Origin of the sequence: Vibrio sp. CUB2 (assembly GCF_001557945.1) — a bacterium.
Lineage (GTDB): Bacteria > Pseudomonadota > Gammaproteobacteria > Enterobacterales > Vibrionaceae > Vibrio > Vibrio owensii.
In genome coordinates, this window is record NZ_LNRB01000003.1 from 287,954 (window position 1) to 305,935 (window position 17,982).

Annotated in this window: 14 protein-coding genes and 1 pseudogene; 4 read left to right on the forward strand and 11 right to left on the reverse strand. The window is 47.0% G+C overall.

Features of this window, described 5'->3' with window-relative positions:
- Positions 1-4 precede the first annotated feature (4 nt).
- Positions 5-937, forward strand: coding sequence for a class I SAM-dependent methyltransferase (locus ATB78_RS06090; RefSeq protein WP_041055300.1), 933 nt, complete (start codon positions 5-7; stop codon positions 935-937).
- 92 nt (positions 938-1,029) lie between these two features.
- Here ATB78_RS06090 and ATB78_RS06095 read toward each other — a convergent pair.
- The 3 genes and pseudogenes from ATB78_RS06095 to norR form a co-directional block, all read right to left on the reverse strand.
- A pseudogene (locus ATB78_RS06095) lies at positions 1,030-2,072 on the reverse strand (hybrid-cluster NAD(P)-dependent oxidoreductase).
- A 76-nt stretch (positions 2,073-2,148) separates the two neighbouring features.
- Entirely contained in the window at positions 2,149-3,810 is a 1,662-nt protein-coding gene (gene hcp, locus ATB78_RS06100; RefSeq protein WP_061008106.1) for a hydroxylamine reductase, read from the reverse strand.
- A 543-nt stretch (positions 3,811-4,353) separates the two neighbouring features.
- Positions 4,354-5,883: a nitric oxide reductase transcriptional regulator NorR gene (gene norR, locus ATB78_RS06105; protein ID WP_061008107.1), complete on the reverse strand. Its 1,530-nt coding sequence runs from the start codon at positions 5,881-5,883 to the stop codon at positions 4,354-4,356.
- A gap of 272 nt (positions 5,884-6,155) precedes the next feature.
- On the opposite strand from norR, the gene ATB78_RS29825 reads away from it, so the two are divergent.
- The gene (locus ATB78_RS29825; protein WP_170001019.1) at positions 6,156-6,308 is read left to right on the forward strand and encodes a hypothetical protein; all 153 of its coding nucleotides are present in this window, start codon (positions 6,156-6,158) and stop codon (positions 6,306-6,308) included.
- Positions 6,309-6,377: 69 nt separating this feature from the next.
- Here ATB78_RS29825 and ATB78_RS06110 read toward each other — a convergent pair whose 3' ends face one another.
- The 8 genes from ATB78_RS06110 to ATB78_RS06145 form a co-directional block, all read right to left on the reverse strand.
- Positions 6,378-6,986, reverse strand: coding sequence for a CDP-alcohol phosphatidyltransferase family protein (locus ATB78_RS06110; protein ID WP_005450653.1), 609 nt, complete (start codon positions 6,984-6,986; stop codon positions 6,378-6,380).
- Entirely contained in the window at positions 6,979-7,626 is a 648-nt protein-coding gene (locus ATB78_RS06115; protein WP_020194921.1) for an ATP-binding cassette domain-containing protein, read from the reverse strand. The genes ATB78_RS06110 and ATB78_RS06115 overlap by 8 nt, the downstream gene beginning before the upstream one ends.
- Complete coding sequence (locus ATB78_RS06120) at positions 7,592-9,301, reverse strand: hypothetical protein (RefSeq protein ID WP_061008108.1); 1,710 nt, start codon at positions 9,299-9,301, stop codon at positions 7,592-7,594. The genes ATB78_RS06115 and ATB78_RS06120 overlap by 35 nt, the downstream gene beginning before the upstream one ends.
- Before the next feature lie 9 nt (positions 9,302-9,310).
- Entirely contained in the window at positions 9,311-10,468 is a 1,158-nt protein-coding gene (locus tag ATB78_RS06125; protein ID WP_038894783.1) for an ABC transporter substrate-binding protein, read from the reverse strand.
- Positions 10,469-10,805: 337 nt separating this feature from the next.
- The gene (locus tag ATB78_RS06130) at positions 10,806-11,483 is read right to left on the reverse strand and encodes a TVP38/TMEM64 family protein (RefSeq protein WP_005442307.1); all 678 of its coding nucleotides are present in this window, start codon (positions 11,481-11,483) and stop codon (positions 10,806-10,808) included.
- Between the two features lie 69 nt (positions 11,484-11,552).
- Positions 11,553-12,323 carry a (Fe-S)-binding protein gene (locus tag ATB78_RS06135; RefSeq protein ID WP_005442306.1) on the reverse strand — a complete coding sequence of 257 codons (771 nt, stop codon included), beginning with the start codon at positions 12,321-12,323 and terminating at the stop codon, positions 11,553-11,555.
- On the reverse strand, positions 12,320-14,116 hold the full coding sequence (locus ATB78_RS06140; protein ID WP_061008109.1) for an FAD-dependent oxidoreductase: 1,797 nt from the start codon (positions 14,114-14,116) through the stop codon (positions 12,320-12,322). Before ATB78_RS06140 ends, ATB78_RS06135 begins: the two co-directional genes overlap by 4 nt.
- A gap of 21 nt (positions 14,117-14,137) precedes the next feature.
- Entirely contained in the window at positions 14,138-15,121 is a 984-nt protein-coding gene (locus tag ATB78_RS06145; RefSeq protein ID WP_061008110.1) for a rhodanese-like domain-containing protein, read from the reverse strand.
- Between the two features lie 307 nt (positions 15,122-15,428).
- On the opposite strand from ATB78_RS06145, the gene ATB78_RS06150 reads away from it, so the two are divergent.
- Positions 15,429-17,234: a sensor histidine kinase gene (locus ATB78_RS06150; protein ID WP_061008111.1), complete on the forward strand. Its 1,806-nt coding sequence runs from the start codon at positions 15,429-15,431 to the stop codon at positions 17,232-17,234.
- A complete protein-coding gene (locus ATB78_RS06155) occupies positions 17,224-17,820 on the forward strand; it encodes a response regulator (protein WP_045413695.1) in 597 nt (198 codons plus the stop codon). The genes ATB78_RS06150 and ATB78_RS06155 overlap by 11 nt, the downstream gene beginning before the upstream one ends.
- Positions 17,821-17,982: the final 162 nt, after the last annotated feature.

Here is a 17,982-nt window from a genome sequence, read left to right on the forward strand (position 1 = left end):
TTCGATGCAAGCATCACAACTTCCGCTGTTTTTTCAGCATCTAGAAGCCGAGCTAACACAAGCTCCCAATGAAATCCGCCGACTGTTTCACGGTCGTGGTCGCCGCTTCGAAGGTTTAGAGCAAATCACATGTGATTGGTTACAAGGTCAGTTGATCATCAACCTATTTAAAGAAGTGGATGAGACGTTTCTTAGCGAATTAAAAGCAGGATTGAACGCGTTAGCTGAATCTGCTCTTTGGGCAGAGAAACAAGGTCGCACGATCGTGATTCAGTACCGTTACGCTGACGGTGCACCTTCAGAAGTTCTGTTGGGTGAGCTAGATGCTCGACCTGTGGTTGAAGAAAGTGGCTTGAAGTACCAGCTAGACATCGGTCGTAACCAAAACTTCGGTCTGTTCCTTGATATGCGCTACGGTCGTGACTGGGTACGTGAAAATGCGAAGCACAAAAACGTACTTAACCTGTTTGCTTACACGTGTGGCTTCTCTGTTGCCGCAATTGCTGGTGGCGCAGATAAAGTGGTTAACGTGGATATGGCGAGAGCATCGCTGTCAAAAGGTCGTGAGAACCATAAGTTGAATGGTCATAACATCAACCAAGTGAGCTTTATGGGACACGACATCTTTAAGTCGTGGGGCAAGATTAAGAAGTCCGGTCAGTACGATATGATCATCATTGATCCGCCGTCATTCCAGAAAGGCAGCTTTGCACTAACCAAAGACTACAAAAAGATTCTACGCCGTTTGCCAGATTTGTTGGCAGAAGGTGGCCAGGTGTTAGCGTGTGTTAACTCGCCATCGGTGACTAGCGACTTCTTGATTGAAAGCATGAAGGAAGAAGCGCCAGAGCTGACATTCCGTGAGCGTTTGGACAACCCACCAGAGTTTATGGATGTAGATAGCGAAGCTGCACTGAAGGTTTTGTTGTTTAGCTGAGTTTAGATAAAGAAACTTCTGAGTTTAATAATATTTTTCCATAAACAAAAAGCGCCTAGTACGGCGCTTTTTTAATGTTCGTATCAACGGCTTTAACCAATCTGTACTTCAAGATCGGATTCAATTGTCGAAGAGCAGGCGAGTACATAGCCTTGCTCAATTTCTTCTGGGGTCAATGTCTCTAGGCTGGTTGAAGAAACGCTACCTTTGCGAACCTTACACTTACAAGAGCCACAAATGCCGCTTCGACAAGCGACGATCAACGGTAATCCAGCACCTTCCAATACGTCTGCGAGGACTTGACCTTTTTGCGCATCGATCGTTTGAGCAAAGTCAGGTACTGACACACTGGCCTTTCATCTGACACTTCAGCTTCTTCACTGGCTGTAGGAGTAAAGCTTTCTTGGAAGAAGTTCGCCATATCAAAGCCAAGCTCACTCAAATAGCTTTGGACGTCAAGCATAAACTGATTTGGACCGCATAGGTAAACCGTGCGCTGTTTAAAGTCGGGCACCAGTTGTTTTAACCACTCGGTATTCAAACGACCTTCTGGGTATAGTGTTTCACCACGGTTTTTCAGTAGCAATTTCAAATTGAAATCTGGATAAACCGAATGGTAGGTCTCCAGCAAATCAAAGTAGATGGTTTCCGGCTTAGAACGGGCAATGTGCAGGAACTCAATATCAACACCAGCGTCGTTGCCTAGCCATTCTTTTGCCATCGCGAATACAGGCGTAATGCCACAGCCCGCACTAATGAGCAGTGCTTTCTTTCTACCGTTGACCTCGATTGGTGGATGATCAATGCAGTTGAAATCACCTGTAGGAGGAAGCGCTTGAACTGAATCGCCAATGAGAAGCTTATCGATGATGTAGTTGGATACCTTACCGCCTTCGACACGCTTTATCGTCAGTTGCAGGCAATCGTCACCGGAAAGAGAGCTGAGTGAGTAGGCACGAAACTCCATCTTGCCATCGATTTCAACGCCAAGGTTGATGAACTGACCGGCTTTAAATTCAAACAAGAGCGATTCTGACAGGTCTGCCAACTTGAGGCTCACTGCATCGGCAGTTTCATGGTATTTATCTACACAGCGTAACGTGACAGGTTGACTGCCTTGCCATTCAAAAAACATAACAATCTCTTTGGTTATCGAGTACTCAATAGATAGAAGCGCCCCCAATTAAGGAGGCGCGTGATAAGCGAGGCGATTACGCTGCTAGGATGGTTTTAAGGTCGTCCTGAACATTGCCAATGCTGCGCATGTCGAACTTCTCTTGGATAATCGCAATCAAGTTTGGCGTCAGGAATGCAGGCGCTGTTGGACCCGTGTAAATGCCTTTCACACCAAGAGCGAATAGCGTAAGTAGGATCACAATCGCTTTTTGCTCGAACCAAGACAGAACAAGCGTTAGAGGTAGCTCGTTGATGTCGCAATCGAACTCTTTCGCAAGTGCCAGTGCAAGCTGGATTGCTGAGTACGCATCGTTACATTGGCCCACATCCAATAGGCGAGGGATGCCATTGATGTCGCCAAACGTGTTCTTGTTGAAGCGGTATTTACCACAAGCCAGCGTTAGGATTAGCGTATCTTTTGGTGCTTCTGCAGTGAAGTCGGTGTAGTAGCTACGTTCTGCTTTGTCACCATCACAACCACCTACTAGGAAGAAGTGTTTGATGTTGCCTTGCTTCACTTGGTCGATAACCGCTGGTGCTGCGTTCATTAGTGCGTTGCGACCGAAACCAACCGTGATGTTGTGTTCGATTTCGTCATGTTGGAAGCCTTCTTGCGCTAATGCACATTCAACGACTTGGCTAAAATCATCACCTTCTAGGTGAGCGACACCCGGCCAGCCAACAATGCTACGAGTGAATAGACGGTCTGCGTATTGGCCAACGTTCGGGTTCAATAGGCAGTTTGATGTCATCACAATCGCGCCAGGGAAGTTAGCGAACTCTTTCTGTTGGTTCTGCCAAGCGCTACCGTAGTTACCCACTAGGTGAGGGTATTTCTTCAGCTCTGGGTAACCGTGTGCAGGCAGCATTTCACCGTTGGTGTAAACGTTAATGCCTTTGCCTTCAGTCTGTTGCAGGATTTTCTCTAGGTCGTGAAGGTCATGACCAGAAACAAGAATACATTTGCCTTTCACTGGCTTAACGTTAACAGTGGTTGGCTCTGGGTGACCGAACGTTGCTGTTTCACCATGATCCAGCATTTCCATCACTTTGTAGTTCATAAGACCGATGCGCATTGAGCAGTCTAATAGCTCGCCTAGATCTTCTGGGTCAGTACCTAACCAAGCCATGATTTCGTGGTATTCCGCGAAGATATCATTGTTGGTTTGCTCTAATACTCGCGCGTGCTCCATGTACGCTGCAGCACCTTTTAGACCGTACAAGCAAAGTAGGCGCAGGCCGATAACGTCTTCGTGTACTTGGTCTTTACCACGGTTTACTGCCACTTGAGGAGCAAATGCTAGGATTTCTTCTGCGCTGTTTGGCAGCTCGAAGTTCGCAACGTTAGGTACGTTCAATACGACTTCGTCAGCAAGTGTTGCGGCAGACATGACTTGGTCTTTTAGCAATGCTTTGTATGTTGCTGCTTGAGAAGTTAGCTCAAGGATACGCTCAGGATCGAAGTTTACGTTAGTCAACGTAGAGAAGAATGCTCTTGGAGCCCATTGGTTGATTTCATCATTGATGATGTTGAATTCAAGCGCGCGTGCTGCCCAAAAAGAAACCCCTTGCAGAGTGTAAACCAACACGTCTTGTAGATCGGATACCTCTGAAGTTTTGCCACACATACCTTGTGCGAAAGAACAGCCTTTTACAGCTGGGGTTTGGATTGTCTGTTCACATTGAATACAGAACATATTGGGTTCTCCAGTGATTGTAGTAATAGTCGTTTTGTTTTTCCTTATAGAGCAGAATGCGTGCCAATTGTTATGTTGTTGATTTTTAGTGGTTTTATTGCTTATTAATTGCGTAGTTGATGTGATTGTGACAACACGAATGATGTACAAATGACAACAGGGTTTTAGATGTGATGATAAAAGCAACGCGCGAGAAACGTTTTAACGGACGATAGTGGAAGTGCTTGTTAAACAGAAGAAAAGTTAATGAAGTTGTGTGGAGAAAGAGATTCCCTATTCCGCGCCTCTGTAGATTTCGGGAGTGACGCAATAGGGCTGCTGAAAACTTGGTGAGTTTAAAGAGTCAGAAGAAAGCGGAGACTAGAGCTGTTTAATTGTCACTAATGTGGAAGAGAAAATGAAATGCGTGAAACCAGATGGGGCAGTTAGCCAATGTACATTGGTGTTGGGTGTCATTCCGGACGAGTCTAAGCGAGCCATCCGGAATCCCTCTGTTCAAGAGGTAACTTTTTCCTTCTAGAAAAAAGAGCGAAGTAGGGTACTTTATTTGCTAATGCCGAGCTTTTTACCCATGCGATACAAGTTGCCTCGATCCATTTGTAAAAACTCCGCTGCTTTTGCCCAAACACCGCCAGTTTGGCTCAAAGCGTGCTCAATCAAGTCTCGTTGATAACTCTCTACAAGCTCGCGCATTGGCTGACTCTCTTTCGGCAAGTAATGCGATGTGTTTTTTACATCATCCAATACCAACGAAGTATCAAAGTGATTGAGCATGATGGTGATCGCACCTTGTTGAATGGCATGTAACGCTGCTCGCGTTAAGGTGTGTTCAAGTTCTCGAACGTTACCATACCAAGGCAGAGATTCTAGTTGAGTCAGTACCTTAGGGTGAACGTGAAGGTTTGGTGCGTTAAATTGCTGACGTACTTTTTCTAACAAATACCCCGCAAGAACTGGAATGTCGCCATCACGCGCACGCAGTGGTGGCACTTTGATTGGGAATACATTTAAACGATGGAACAAATCCGCACGGAATGTGCCATCTTCCACTTCTTTTTCTAACTGTCGGTTAGTGGCTGCGATGATGCGCACGTTAACCATCAAATGCTGATCGCTACCTACACGCTGCAACTCACCTTGTTGAATAACTCGCAGCAGTTTTGCCTGCAAAATCAATGGCAATTCACCGACTTCATCTAAGAAGATTGTCCCGCCATCAGCCAGTTCGAACTTACCTGCACGATGACTATTTGCTCCGGTAAAAGCGCCCTTTACGTGGCCAAACAGTTCGCTCTCTGCCAGACCTTCGGGTAGAGCGGCGCAGTTTACATAAATCATCGGTTTATCATTGCGATGAGATTGAGCATGGACGGAGTGAGCAACAAGCTCTTTACCCGTCCCCGTTTCTCCCGTTACCAATACTGCGTAATCTGATTGAGCAACGGTCGCAATGTTGTTTCGTAATTGATTGATTTGTGGGCTTAAGCCAACCATGTCACTGTGTTGTGAGCGCGCCTGTTGGATCAGGGTTTGCGTGACGCTCTTTTGCTTCTGGTTCTGCGCTTTAAGGGCTTTTAATTGCGCAATGTTACGCAGTGTTGCTGCCGTTAGTGCTGCGAACGTTTCGATTGCGACTGGGTCGATATGATCAAACGCACCAACCGCAAGTGCGTCCATGGTTAATGCGCCGACAAGTTGCCCCTCAACGTACAAGCTAAAGCCCATGCAGTCATGGACGTCAATACATTGATCTTCGGTTAACAGTGTTCCGTCAAATGGATCGGGTAGGGCGCAGTCGGCATCAAAGCGAACAGGCTCGCGACTATGAATGATGGCATCCAAACGGGGATGAGCTTTAGGAAAGTAACGGCGACCGAGTACTGAGCTCGACAAACCTTTTACTGCGACTGGCGTTAGGAAGCCATCTTCATCAAAGATAAACAGACAGCTCGCATCGCAAGGGAACACTTGCGCCACCCCGTCAATCAGGTTTTGGTATTGCTGCTCATGAGAGCGATTTGAGCTCAGATTGAGTGCGATATTGAGAAGTACGTGGTCGACAGTAGGAGTCATAACAAGCCCAGAGTTATCTTGAATGGGCTCATGCTAGCAACTTGATGTCATTTGAACATCGAAAGGTGTGAGAGATTGATGTTCCATTGACGACGATCAAGTGACATAACAGAACTGTGATACAAACAAGTGCAACTGATTGCGCTTGAGAGCTAGGAATGAGGGATTCAGCCTTCGCAAATAATATTCTCCGAAATTGAATTTTTTCCGTTGACCTGAAGTTAACTTGAGCTTTTATCCTCCATCTGTAATACACGTCAGGAGGACAGGTTATGCATAATAACTACATTAAAGAGTTAGCCGTAAAGAGCTACCAAGAGGACCTACAAAAAGAGTATTACCGCGCTAAGCAGCGGACGTGGCATTTTCCGAGTTTTGTCTCTGGAATTGTGGTGACGCTGGTGGTGAGTGGGATGCTTTATTGAGGGATGATGGAATAGAGATTCCCGACTGCATTCCTTCGTTGCAATCAGGAATCTCTCTTGAAGTTTTGTTTATGGTTTCAGCGTATGAAACCCGGAGTAAATACGCGTAAACGTAGTAAACCAACATGCTGCACCAAAGATGTACGCAATCACGGCAAAATGTTGCGGGAACAAACAAAACAGCACGAAGCAACCTATGGTCTCTGTGCCTTCTGTCAGGCCGCTCATGTAGTACAGAGATTTGTGCTTGTAGACAGGGTTATCGATACCACGTTTACCCGCCATGATCGCAAATGCTAAGAAGCTGCTTCCTGTACCAATAAACGAGAAGATCAAGAACGCGCCCGCGACAGCGTTTTGTTCTGGGTTTGCTAGTACAAAGCCAAAGGGAATCAGAGAATAAAACAAGAAGTCTAGGCTTATATCAAGGAAGCCGCCGGCATCGGTGATGCCTTGAATTCTCGCTAAAGCACCATCCAATCCATCACAGATTCGATTTAGCAGAATAAACGCTAATGCAAGCGTGTATTGCTCTGCCATCAATGCAGGTAAGGCAAAACAGCCAAGGGCGAAGCCAAACAAGGTGGTTTGGTTAGCCGTCACACCACATTTATCAATGAGTTTTGCGCTTTGTGCCAATGGCCACTTAATGATTTTGATACTTAGGCTATCAAGCATGGCTTGTCTCCCAAGGCCAGTTCAGGCAGCGACTGCCCTCAGGAATATCATCCTCATCGTGAGTTACCATTAAAGCAGGAATGTGGGCTTGTTGAAGCTGCTCCACAACCCAGTTACGAAACTGTACGCGCAGATCTTTATCTAATTTGCTGTATGGCTCATCGAGTAGGGCAACTTTCGGTTTTGCCAATAACATGCGGGTGAGAGCAATACGTGCGCGCTGGCCGCCAGAGATTTGATCAGGGAAAGACTCTGCAAGTTTAGTTAGCGAGATGTGCTTCAAAGCCTGCATCGCACGCTCTTTGCGCTCTGCGCCTTTGATTGAATCGGGCAGCGCAAAGGCCAGATTCTCCCACACGGTGAGGTGCGGGAAGAGCAAATCATCTTGGAACAGAATACCCACCTGACGTTTGTGCGCAGGTAAAGCATCCAGCTTTTCGTTATCGAGCGTGATTGAGCCTGAATAGTCGAACTCGGAAGACAGGTGACCAGCAATCGCATCCAACAAGGTGGATTTTCCGCAGCCGCTTGGGCCCATCAGGGTAACAATTTCACCTTTCTTTACGGTCATGTTGAACGCAGAGAAAAGTGTGTCGCCATTGGTTTTACGGATGGCGAGGTTTTCGAGACAAAGACTCATTCGGTAGTAAACCTTTAATAGACAACCGGCGATACTTGACGTGTAAACGACTAAGTAGAATCGCAAAAGAGAAGAACATTAACGGCAAGAGCGCTTGCCAAATTGCGTAAATCGCGGTGACACGACGGTCGAAGCCACTTGAGAGGGCTACCGCTTCTGTTGTTATGGTGCTGATGCGACCTGCACCCAGCACTAGTGTTGGTAGGTATTGCGCCAAGCTCACACTAATACCCACGGCCCAAGCAAAAGCAATGGCAGGCAGAAGAATCGGCAACTTCACTTTCAACCAAGCTTGCATTGGTGATTTGCCAAGGCTAAGAGCGACACGAGTCAAACCGTTGTCGAAGCTGCGCCAAGGCCCATCCAATGACAGGTAAACGAATGGGAAAGCGAAGAAGACATGTGCCCAGCATACCCAGAAGAAATACGCATTGCTGTCGAGATACAGAGTGGCGACCTGCATACCAAACAACACAGAAAGTTGTGGGATCAGCATAGGTACAGCGATGATGTACCCCGGCACCTGCCAACGGTATCGTAGACGGTACTCATGAGCGATCAGCGCCAATACAAGGGCAATAGATGCACTGATAACTGCAATCAACATGCTTTGCTCTAGCGTGCCAAGAATGCTTTGCCACTCGTATTCCCAAAAACGTAAGCTATAACGGCTTGGTAATAAGTCAGGGAAACGCCAACGCTGTGCAAAGCTCCATACCACCATCAAAGGCACCATTAACAGTGCGAGTAGGGCAATCATGGAGAACAAGGTCTTACCCGGTAAGCGGAAGCCGCTACGGCCGGAGTATTGCCAGCGTTTAAAGCCTTTGGTAATGCTCCATTCGACAAGGCGTGCAAAAACAATTAATAGGCTTGCAATAGCAAACAGTACCACTGCACCCGCCGCTGCTCTTGGTAGGAGCGACAAATCAGGATCGTTAAACCACTGCCAGACCAACACTGCAAACGTAGGAGGGTTGGTTGGGCCAATAATTAGCGCCACATCCACAACGGATAAGCTGTAAGCCAGAACAGCCAACATTGGGAAACGCAACTTCGCTAACCATTGTGGGAAAACGCATTTCCACCATGCTTGGGCGGAACTGTAACCCATCGAATGGCTGACTTTTTCAATCTTCTCAACTTTTAACTGCTGAAGAATAGGAATGCTCATCAACAATAAAAATGGTACTTCTTTAATAGCAAGCATGACGATCAAACCCAGTGCGTGTGGGTCTTTAATCAACAACGCTAAGTCATTCACCGTTTGCGCATTTGGATCGTAACCAAACATTTGGTTGAGTACACGAACGCCCATACCTGTTGGTGCGAATAGAAAAGCGAAACCAATAGCAAACGCGACATGCGGCATAGCAAGAAGAGGGGAAAGACTCATTTCAATCTTGCGCCAGAACTTGCTGCCCCATGAAGCTTGAAGAATCGCGAAAGTGATCAAACAAGCAAGGTAGCTGCTGAAAATGGCGGAATAGAAAGTCAGTCCAATCGACGTCCACACACCTTCCCAGTCAAACACAGCATGAAAGCCATCCAGTGAAAAGTGGTGCAAACCGATAGGGGGTACATAGCCGAGCGCAGACACCACCACCCCGAGTAGCCCCGGGATGGTCGGTAATATACAAACTGCGATAATAACTAGATACAGCGCTCTTAACATGGGTGTGTATTAATTTCCGTAGCGTTTCAGCCATTCTTTTTCTAACGCTGCTTGCCAGCTTGGATGTGGCTCCGCGATAGATTTGAACTGTTGAGTATTCTTAGCCGTGCCGGTTAGGTACTGGCTGCTTAGCACTGAAGGATCACCCCAGATGTTGATATCACCTTTGCGAGATTGTGCTTCAGGGCTCAATAAAAAGTTTATAGCAACTTGCGCGCCTGCACTGGCATTTGCGTTCCAAGGAATCGCTAAGAAGTGGATGTTCGACAATGCGCCAGCGTCCATTGCGTATGCTTTGGTACTTTCTGCTAGGTTACCGCTTGATTGTGCTGAGAAAACCGCGTTCGGGTTGAACGTGACAGCTAGGTCAATCTGACCATCATCTAGCAGTTGTACGGTTTCTGCTGTTCCGCCAGGGAACTGTTTACCGCCACGCCATGCAACAGTGTGGAATTCATCTAAGTAAGCCCATAGAGGCTGCGTAACGGTTTTGAATGCTTCGTCGGTCACTGGTTTTTGCAGTGCAGGATCGTTGTTACTTAACTCAATGAGCAGAGATTTAATGAAGCTAGTGCCATGGAACTCTGGTGGGCGAGGGTAAGTAAGGCGGTTAGGAAACGCTTTTGCGTAACTTAGCATTTCTGCGTACGAGCTTGGTGGGTTGTTGAGCGTCTCTTCATCGTAGATAAAAACAAGTTGACCGACACCCCATGGCGCTTCAAGGCCATCAGTCGGTTCTGAAAAATCAACATCTACCGGTAGTGTTTTGTCGACATATTGCCAACTTGGTAGACCGTCAACAAAAGGACCAAACAGCAGTTGGTTGTCTTTCATTGATTTAAAGTTTTCACCATTAATCCAAACCATATCTACGCTGCCACCGCTGTTCTTCCCTGCGGCTTTTTCTGCGATAAGACGAGTGGTGGTTTCAGAAATGTCGGTGACTTTTACGTGGTTAAGCGTCACGTTGTAGCGAGATTTAAGCTCTTTGCCTGCCCATTGGATATAGCGGTTGATCTCTTGGCTACCACCCCAAGCATGAAAATAAACAGTCTGACCGTCGGCTTGTTGTTCGATTTTTTGCCATTCTTCGGAGTGAGAAGTGGCATAAGAGGAGGTGGCAAAAGTGGTGGCTAAAATGCCAATGGTGCTAAGTAGCTTTTTCATACGTAATCCGTGTTTCTTTATCTTTGTTTTCATTTTGGAGCTTTGTTCGCCTATGTGATGAAAAACGTCTATTTTCAATACTCAACATAGGGGTATAAACAGGCTGAACGCTCCGTTCCCTCTACATGGATAGTAATCTATCTCGCTTTATTATCAACGCGAATTTGATAATAGTTTCATAGAATTATTCGCCTTGTGAGGTCATACCAATTCGCGTCAGTTTTTGGTTTTAAAAGTCGCCAAAAGAGGCACAAACTGTGAGCAAATTAGTAAGAATGAAAAGAGTGCAACTCCCGATAAGTCGCACTCTTTTGGCGTCAATAATGGATAGACCGGATTACTTCGCTAATTCTTCCATGTTGATGCCTTTTTTCTTCGCGATGTATTTTGGAATCAGAGACATGCCAAACAGGATAAGACCCGCAACCGCAAACTTCACTAGTAGCATCGCAGACACACCGTTTGTCGCAATATCACCCGCCATGTAAGCGAAGATGAATGCACCTGGTGCCATCGTTAGTAGAGAAACCAGAGCGTAAGTGCCAAGGTTTAGGCTGGTTAGACCGTAAGCGTAGTTCTGTAGGCTGAATGGGAATACAGGCACGAGACGCGTCAGGATCAAGAAGCTTGTACCGTTTGCTGCTACGCCATCGTCGATTTTCTTGAAGATTGGGTTATCGCCAAACTTCTTCATGATGGTGTTACGAAGCAGGAAGCGCGCCACGATGAATGCCGCCACCGCGCCAAGCGTTGCAGAAAACAGCGCTAAGATACCGCCTTTGATTGGGCCAAATACGATACCCGCTACGATGGTGAACGCACTGCCTGGTAGTAGGAAAACACATGCAAACACGAATGCTGCTACGAATACTGCGTAACCCCAAACGCCAAAGCTTGCGATCCAATCTTGTAGGCTCTTGATGTCTGTGATGATTTCAAGGATGCCAGTTTGTTTTGCTGCAAATAGAGCGAGAGCGATAACAGCAACAATAAGAGCGATTTTTACGAATTTCATAAGTTCAACTTCACTTAAACCTAATAATTAAAAAGATGTAGCTACAAAAACGTAGCTACAGAGACACAGCTACACAGACATACACTTGATTAGGCCCGCTTTAGATTTGTAGCGGTTGAACCAAGCTTTCACAGGGCTAGCGAGCACGTTTACTGGCGGCTCATCACCTTGCATGATTACAGGGCCGAACATCAGATCCAGAATGTGCCAAGATTTCGTACCAACACCCATCATGGATGCACGACAAGCCGAGCAGTAAACCACAACGTAGTCTGTCTCAAACTCTTCCACGCGGCGTTTGATTACGCGTGTTGCGACGTCTGGGTTTGCTGGCACTACCATGCCGCCAAAGCCACAACAGCGTGTGTTTTCACGTGTGTGTTCTGGTTCTGAGGTTTTGTAGCCAAGCTCGTTCAAGATCCAGCGGATACCGTCTTGCAGTTCTTTTTCGTAGCGAGTAGAGCAAGAGTCGTGAATGGTGAATACCACGTCACTGTTTTTCGCTTTTCCACGCAGAGCTTCTGGCAGACCGATTTCTGGAAGCAGTTTCCACAATGAAACCGGTTTTTGTGTGCCGCCAGATTTCTTGATCATGCCGTAGCAGCTTTGACACGCCACAATGACTTCTTGTGCGTCTAGCTTATCGAAGTCTGCTTGAAGCTGGCCGTAACGCTCTTTGAACTTCTCAGTTTGGCCAATAGCAGCGGTTGGTTTACCACAACACTTCTGCACTGCGCCCATGTCTGGGTACACTTCTTTTAAGTAGCTCGCAATTGCTGCTACGCCTTCTGGTGAGTAGGATGGCAAGCTGCATCCTGGCATAAATACTTTATTACTCATTTTGTCGATACCGCTCGTTTTGCCATAGTGAAGATTTTTGAGAAGCCCAGCTTCTGGTGCATATTGATTGCTTTGTGACCCGGCATTGGTGATTCACCATTGTTTGCCTTAACAAAGTCAGCACGTGCGCCTAGGAACATTTCCTTCATAGGGAAGTCTTTCGGACATACGATGGTGCACTGGTCACAGGCGTTACATGAGTAAGCCATCAGTGGGTCCATTGACTTGTTGTTCACAAAGTCAGAGAAGATGGTCTTTGGACAGTCACTGAAGTCGTTCATCATGATGCACTCGGTCATACATAGCTTGCAGCTACATTGCAGACAGCGAGATGCTTCTTGTTTGATTTGTTCTTCAGTAAAGCCTAAATCCACTTGTGCAAAATCTTGCTTACGCTCTTCAGCGTTACGCAATTCACCGTGTAGGCGAGGGGTATCTACCGTGCCTTTTGGTAGTGGCACGTCTAGACGAGATGAGTAGCTGTATTCTTGCTCGAAGTCGCGACCTTCAGTCAGTGGGCGAGTCGTTAGGAACCGCTCAACACTCATTGCGGCTTTGCGACCTAATGCCATCGCTTCAATCACGATGTTACCGCCACACGCGTCACCGGCGACGAAGACGTCTTCTAGGCTAGACGCTAGCGTTTGTTTATCGACTACATAACGGCCGCCGCGAGTTTGTTCTAGTGCGCCGCCAGTGATGTCAGCCACAACTTGACCCGTAGCGAAAACAACCGTATCCACAGAGATAGTTTTGCTTTCTTCGCTGTACTTAGGTGCAAAGTTGCCTTGCTCGTCAAAGATAGACACTACTTTCTTGATAGTGATGCCGGTTACTTTGCCGTTTTCGTGTTCGATAGCAACTGGGCCCCAGCCTGCGTTGAATTCGACACCTTCTTCTAGCGACTCGTCGATTTCGATTTGGCTTGCAGGTAGGTTCTCTAGGCTCTCAAGCGAACATTGGTAAACGTCGCTTGCACCGATACGCCATGAAGAACGCGCACAGTCCATTGCTACGTCACCACCACCGATAACCATCACGCGTTTGCCTGCACGTGGGAATTGGCGAGTTTCAGAAATCTCTTTCAAGTACTCAACCGCAGAGAACACGCCGTCGTTGTCGTGACCTGGTAGCGGAATGATAGAGCCTACGTGTGCACCGTGAGCCAGAATCACAGCATCGTGTTCGCTACGTAGAGTGTCGAAGCTGATGTCTTTGCCGATTTCAACGCCGAAACGAGTCGTCACACCTAGCATTGCTAAGTAGCTGTATTCGAAGTCGATAACGTCGCGTGGTAGACGGTATTCAGGGATACCGACACGCATCATGCCGCCGTATACGTCTAGCTTTTCGTAAATCGTTACTTCGTGGCCTTGACGACGAAGCTCAATAGCCGCTTGCGCGCCAGCAGGGCCTGCACCCACGATCGCGATGTGCTTGTTGGTTAGGGGCGCGATGTTAAGATCCCAGTGATCTTGGTTATCCAGTTTTTCTGCAACGAAGCGTTTGATGCCAGCAACGCTGATTGGCTGACCGAATTCAGTGTTACGACGACAAGAAGCCTCACAAGGGTGTGCACAGATGCGGCCAAGCGTTTGAGGTAGGAATAGTTTGCTGCGGATCAGATCCAAAGCACCTTGGAAATCCCCTTCGCCTGCCATGCGAACGTATTGTTTTACGTCTGTGTGCATTGGACATGCGGTTTGACATGCCGGATCGGCATCACCCATACAGCCATCGACAATCATTTGCGCGGTGTCGTATAGCTTTTGGCTAAAAATTACATTGTTCATTAACTGCGGTTTCCGTGTTGATTAGCTCTTGCCGTTGATAACGTTCACTTCAGGATTCTTCTGCTCGTAGTGAGCATGGCTGTACTCGATCCATGAGCCGTCGTAGTTGTAGACGCCTTCTGCACCTAATACTTCAGTAAGAATCATGGTGGTGTGGGCAGAGCGAACACCAGACTGGCAGTAAGCGATAACTTTCTTGCCTTTGATGATGTCGCCGTAAAGGGCTTGCAATTCTTCTGCTGATTTCAGCGTTGTGTCTTCGTTCAACGCTTTGGTCCAGTTAATGTGAACGCTGCTTGGGATAGTGCCCGGACCGTACGCGCCAGACACCGCTACTTCGCCGTTAAACTCGTCGTTGCCGCGCGTATCTAGGATCACCCAGTCTGGGTTGTTTTGCGCTGCGATAACCATGTCTAGCGTTGCTAGTGTGTTGTTGTCTTGCTTCGTGTTCGGAGCTTTGTATTCAACCGCTGCAACGCTTTGGTTTGCAGAGCCAGTTGGGAAACCTGCGCCCATCCAAGCGTTTAAGCCACCGTCTAGGTAACGAACGTCTTGGTGACCAAGGTTATGGATTTGCCAGTAAAGACGTGCAGCATCGTGGTGAGAGCCTGCCGCGTAAACGACGATTGTGCTGTCTGTTGTTGCGCCAAAGCTACCTAAGATGGTCTCCATCTCTTCTGTGCTGTTGCTCATACCGCCGAAATCGTAAACGCCTTCTGCCGCAGAGTAATCGTTACGCCACATAGTGTAAGAACCAGAGATAGGGCTATCTGGCTTGATAGGGTTTAGCGCGCCGATTACAACCACGTCTTTATCACTGTCCATCAGTGATTTCAGTTGTTGTGCAGAGATGAAGTGCTCTGGGTGAGCGTATTCAGTGAACTTTTGCTCTTGTGCTGCGGCATCCACTGTCACTGCTTCAGCTGAGAACATCGTATTGTAAGCTGAGTAGCCAACAGCTGCGACAGCCGCCAACACACCCAACGCAATCGTCGATTTTTTCATGAGTTGCTTCCATATTTTAATTTAAAGTTTTCCTGACGAGTCATTTCGCTCGGCAGTTAGAATTTTTTGCAGCTAGGAAGAAGAAGCATGAACTTTGTAATTTTTCATAAGTGTTCATGGTGTATTAACACTCTTAAAGAGTGCATTTGCATCTAGCCCTTTGTTGGTAGGCATTTTGAGGAAATTGATACTTAGGGGGTATTGTGGTTTCCCACAATAATGAATCCGAATTGATCTAAAGCAACAAACTGATAGGGGGATGTGATGGTAAAATGTGCTACAAACAAATTTTCATATTATTTATTAAGTGATTAATAACCATTCTCATAAATTCGTCCGGTTGATACTCCTTGTTTCCCTTTTCTTCTCTTCTTTTAGTTTTTCGGACGAGCAAAAAACACAAAGAATGATTTATGACGTCGGTGTATTAGCACTGCGCGGGCACGCACATGCGCGAGAAGCATGGCAACCGACTTTGGATTGGTTAGAGGCTCAAAATCCCGGTTATAAATTCAACTTACATACTTACGACTTTGACCAACTCGAAGACGCGTTTTTACACGGTTGGCTCGATTTCATCCTGACCAGTCCGGGGCAGGCGACCAAGCTTGCTCGTGAATACCCAATCAACTGGTTGGCAACGCAGAAAACTGCCTATAGTAATTTGCCGAATAAATCGATCGCATCTGTCGTTGTAGTGCGTGAAGCTTCACCATACAAAACGCTGCGTGACATCAATAAAGCGAACGTTGCGGCAGTATCAGAAAAAGCGTTTGGTGGATTCTTAGCCCTGCGTTACGAGCTCGACAAATTGGGTTACTTCAACTCTTCTTTCTTCGAAAAGATCCACTTTACTGGCCCGCCGACTGATCAACTGATTTTGGACGTGATCAAGAATGATCTCGATGTCGCGATCGTGCCAGCTTGTACTCTGGAGAACATGGCGAAAGAGGGGCGTATTCAGCTGCATAACTTGCGCGTTCTAAATGAAAAGCGTCCCGCCGATTCTGTTTGTGCGGTGAGTACACCTTTGTACCCAAACTGGACGATGGCAATGACAGAGCGAGCCCCTGCGGATGTGGGGCAAATGGTGGCGCAAACCTTATTCGCAATGCCTGAAGAGCACCCTGCAGCGATTGCTGCGAATAACGTGGGGTGGATGTTGCCAGCGCCGAGCATCAATGTCGATAAAGTCTACAAGCACTTAGACATGCACCCATTACAAAAATCTTGGGGACAAAAAGCGCAAGAATGGCTGCATAAGAACCAAGCGATTGCGATGGCCTCTTTACTGACTCTGTTGCTATTAACGGGCTATCACTTCTGGTTGGAGTGGAAATTCAAACGCAGCCGAGAAGAACTACAAGCAACGATGAACGACTTGCGTCGTAAGAGCTCGATGCTTGAGCATGCCCAGCGAATTACCATTGTTGGTGAGTTAGGGAGTAGCCTTGCGCATGAAATCAATCAACCGCTTGCAGCCATCAAGAATTACAGTCAGGGCGCGAAAGTGCGAATGGAGCGGGGTGCGACAGCAGAAGAAATGTCGCCAATCCTAGATAAAATTCAGCAGCAAGTTACGTCCGCGAGCGACATTATTCAGCGTCTTCGTAGCTTGATAAACAAAACGCCGATTGAAAAGAGCTGGGTAGATTTACCTTTCTTAATCGAAGAAGCGATGAAGCTGGTGGATTACGAGTTCCAACGTCATCGTATCCAACTTGGCGTGCTGTACTCTGGCGAACCGCAAAAAGTGTTTGCCGACGTGACTGGTTTGCAGCAAGTCATTCTTAATGTTCTGAACAATGCCAAAGACGCCTGTTTGAGCCATTCACCGAAACGAAAAGGTTTGTACGTGGACCTGCACGTCAGTTTTTGTGATGAGATGGTCATCATTGATGTGACCGATAACGGCATTGGTATTGAAGAACAGAGCACACCACTTGATCAAGCCTTCTACACCACCAAAGAGAATGGGTTGGGTTTAGGTTTGGCGATTTGTCGTGATGTACTTGATGCCCACCAAGGCAGCATTCAATTTAGGTCAATTGAGCCAACGGGGTGTCAGGTGACCATTGTATTACCGTATCAGGAGGCTTGTCATGAGTCGTAACCTTTGTCCGCTCTATATCGTTGATGATGAAGAGCCAGTATTGGAATCCATGGCGTTTATGTTGGAAAGCTATGGTTATGAGGTTGAGACTTTCTCTAGCGGGATGGCGTTTCTCGATGGTGCCGATTTATCATCACCCGGTTGTGTTTTGCTTGATAGCCGCATGCCAGAGATGCGAGGCCAAGACGTTCACCACTTCATGAACGAGAAATTCAGTCCAATCAGTGTAATTTACCTGACAGGGCATGGTGATATCCCGATGGCGGTAGATGCGCTCAAAGATGGAGCGTTAGATTTCTTCCAAAAGCCGGTTGATGGCAACGCTCTGGTGGTTGCCGTAGACGATGCGATGGCACAGTCGATCAAAAACTGCGAAAAGCTTGGTGCAAAACAAGTTCTACAGAATCTGACTAAGCGCGAAAGGGAAGTGCTTGGCTTAGTGGTGAAAGGGATGAAAAACCAAGAGATGGCGGATTTGTTGTGTGTCTCTCTGCGGACGATTGAAGTACACCGTTCCAACGTGATGAAGAAACTCGAAGCGGAAAGCCTTGCTGTACTGATTCGTAAAGTTGGACATTTAATCTAACAAAACCGTATTCGGTGAACAAAGCGCATAGTTGTGGGTAAATGAATCTATCTAGGTCGAAGTAATTACGGTAACTCAATGATAATTAGGGAAAGGTTTGCTCATTTACTATCTGGAAGATAACATCAGTAACCAGAATAAACCTTACTCTTAATTAGAATC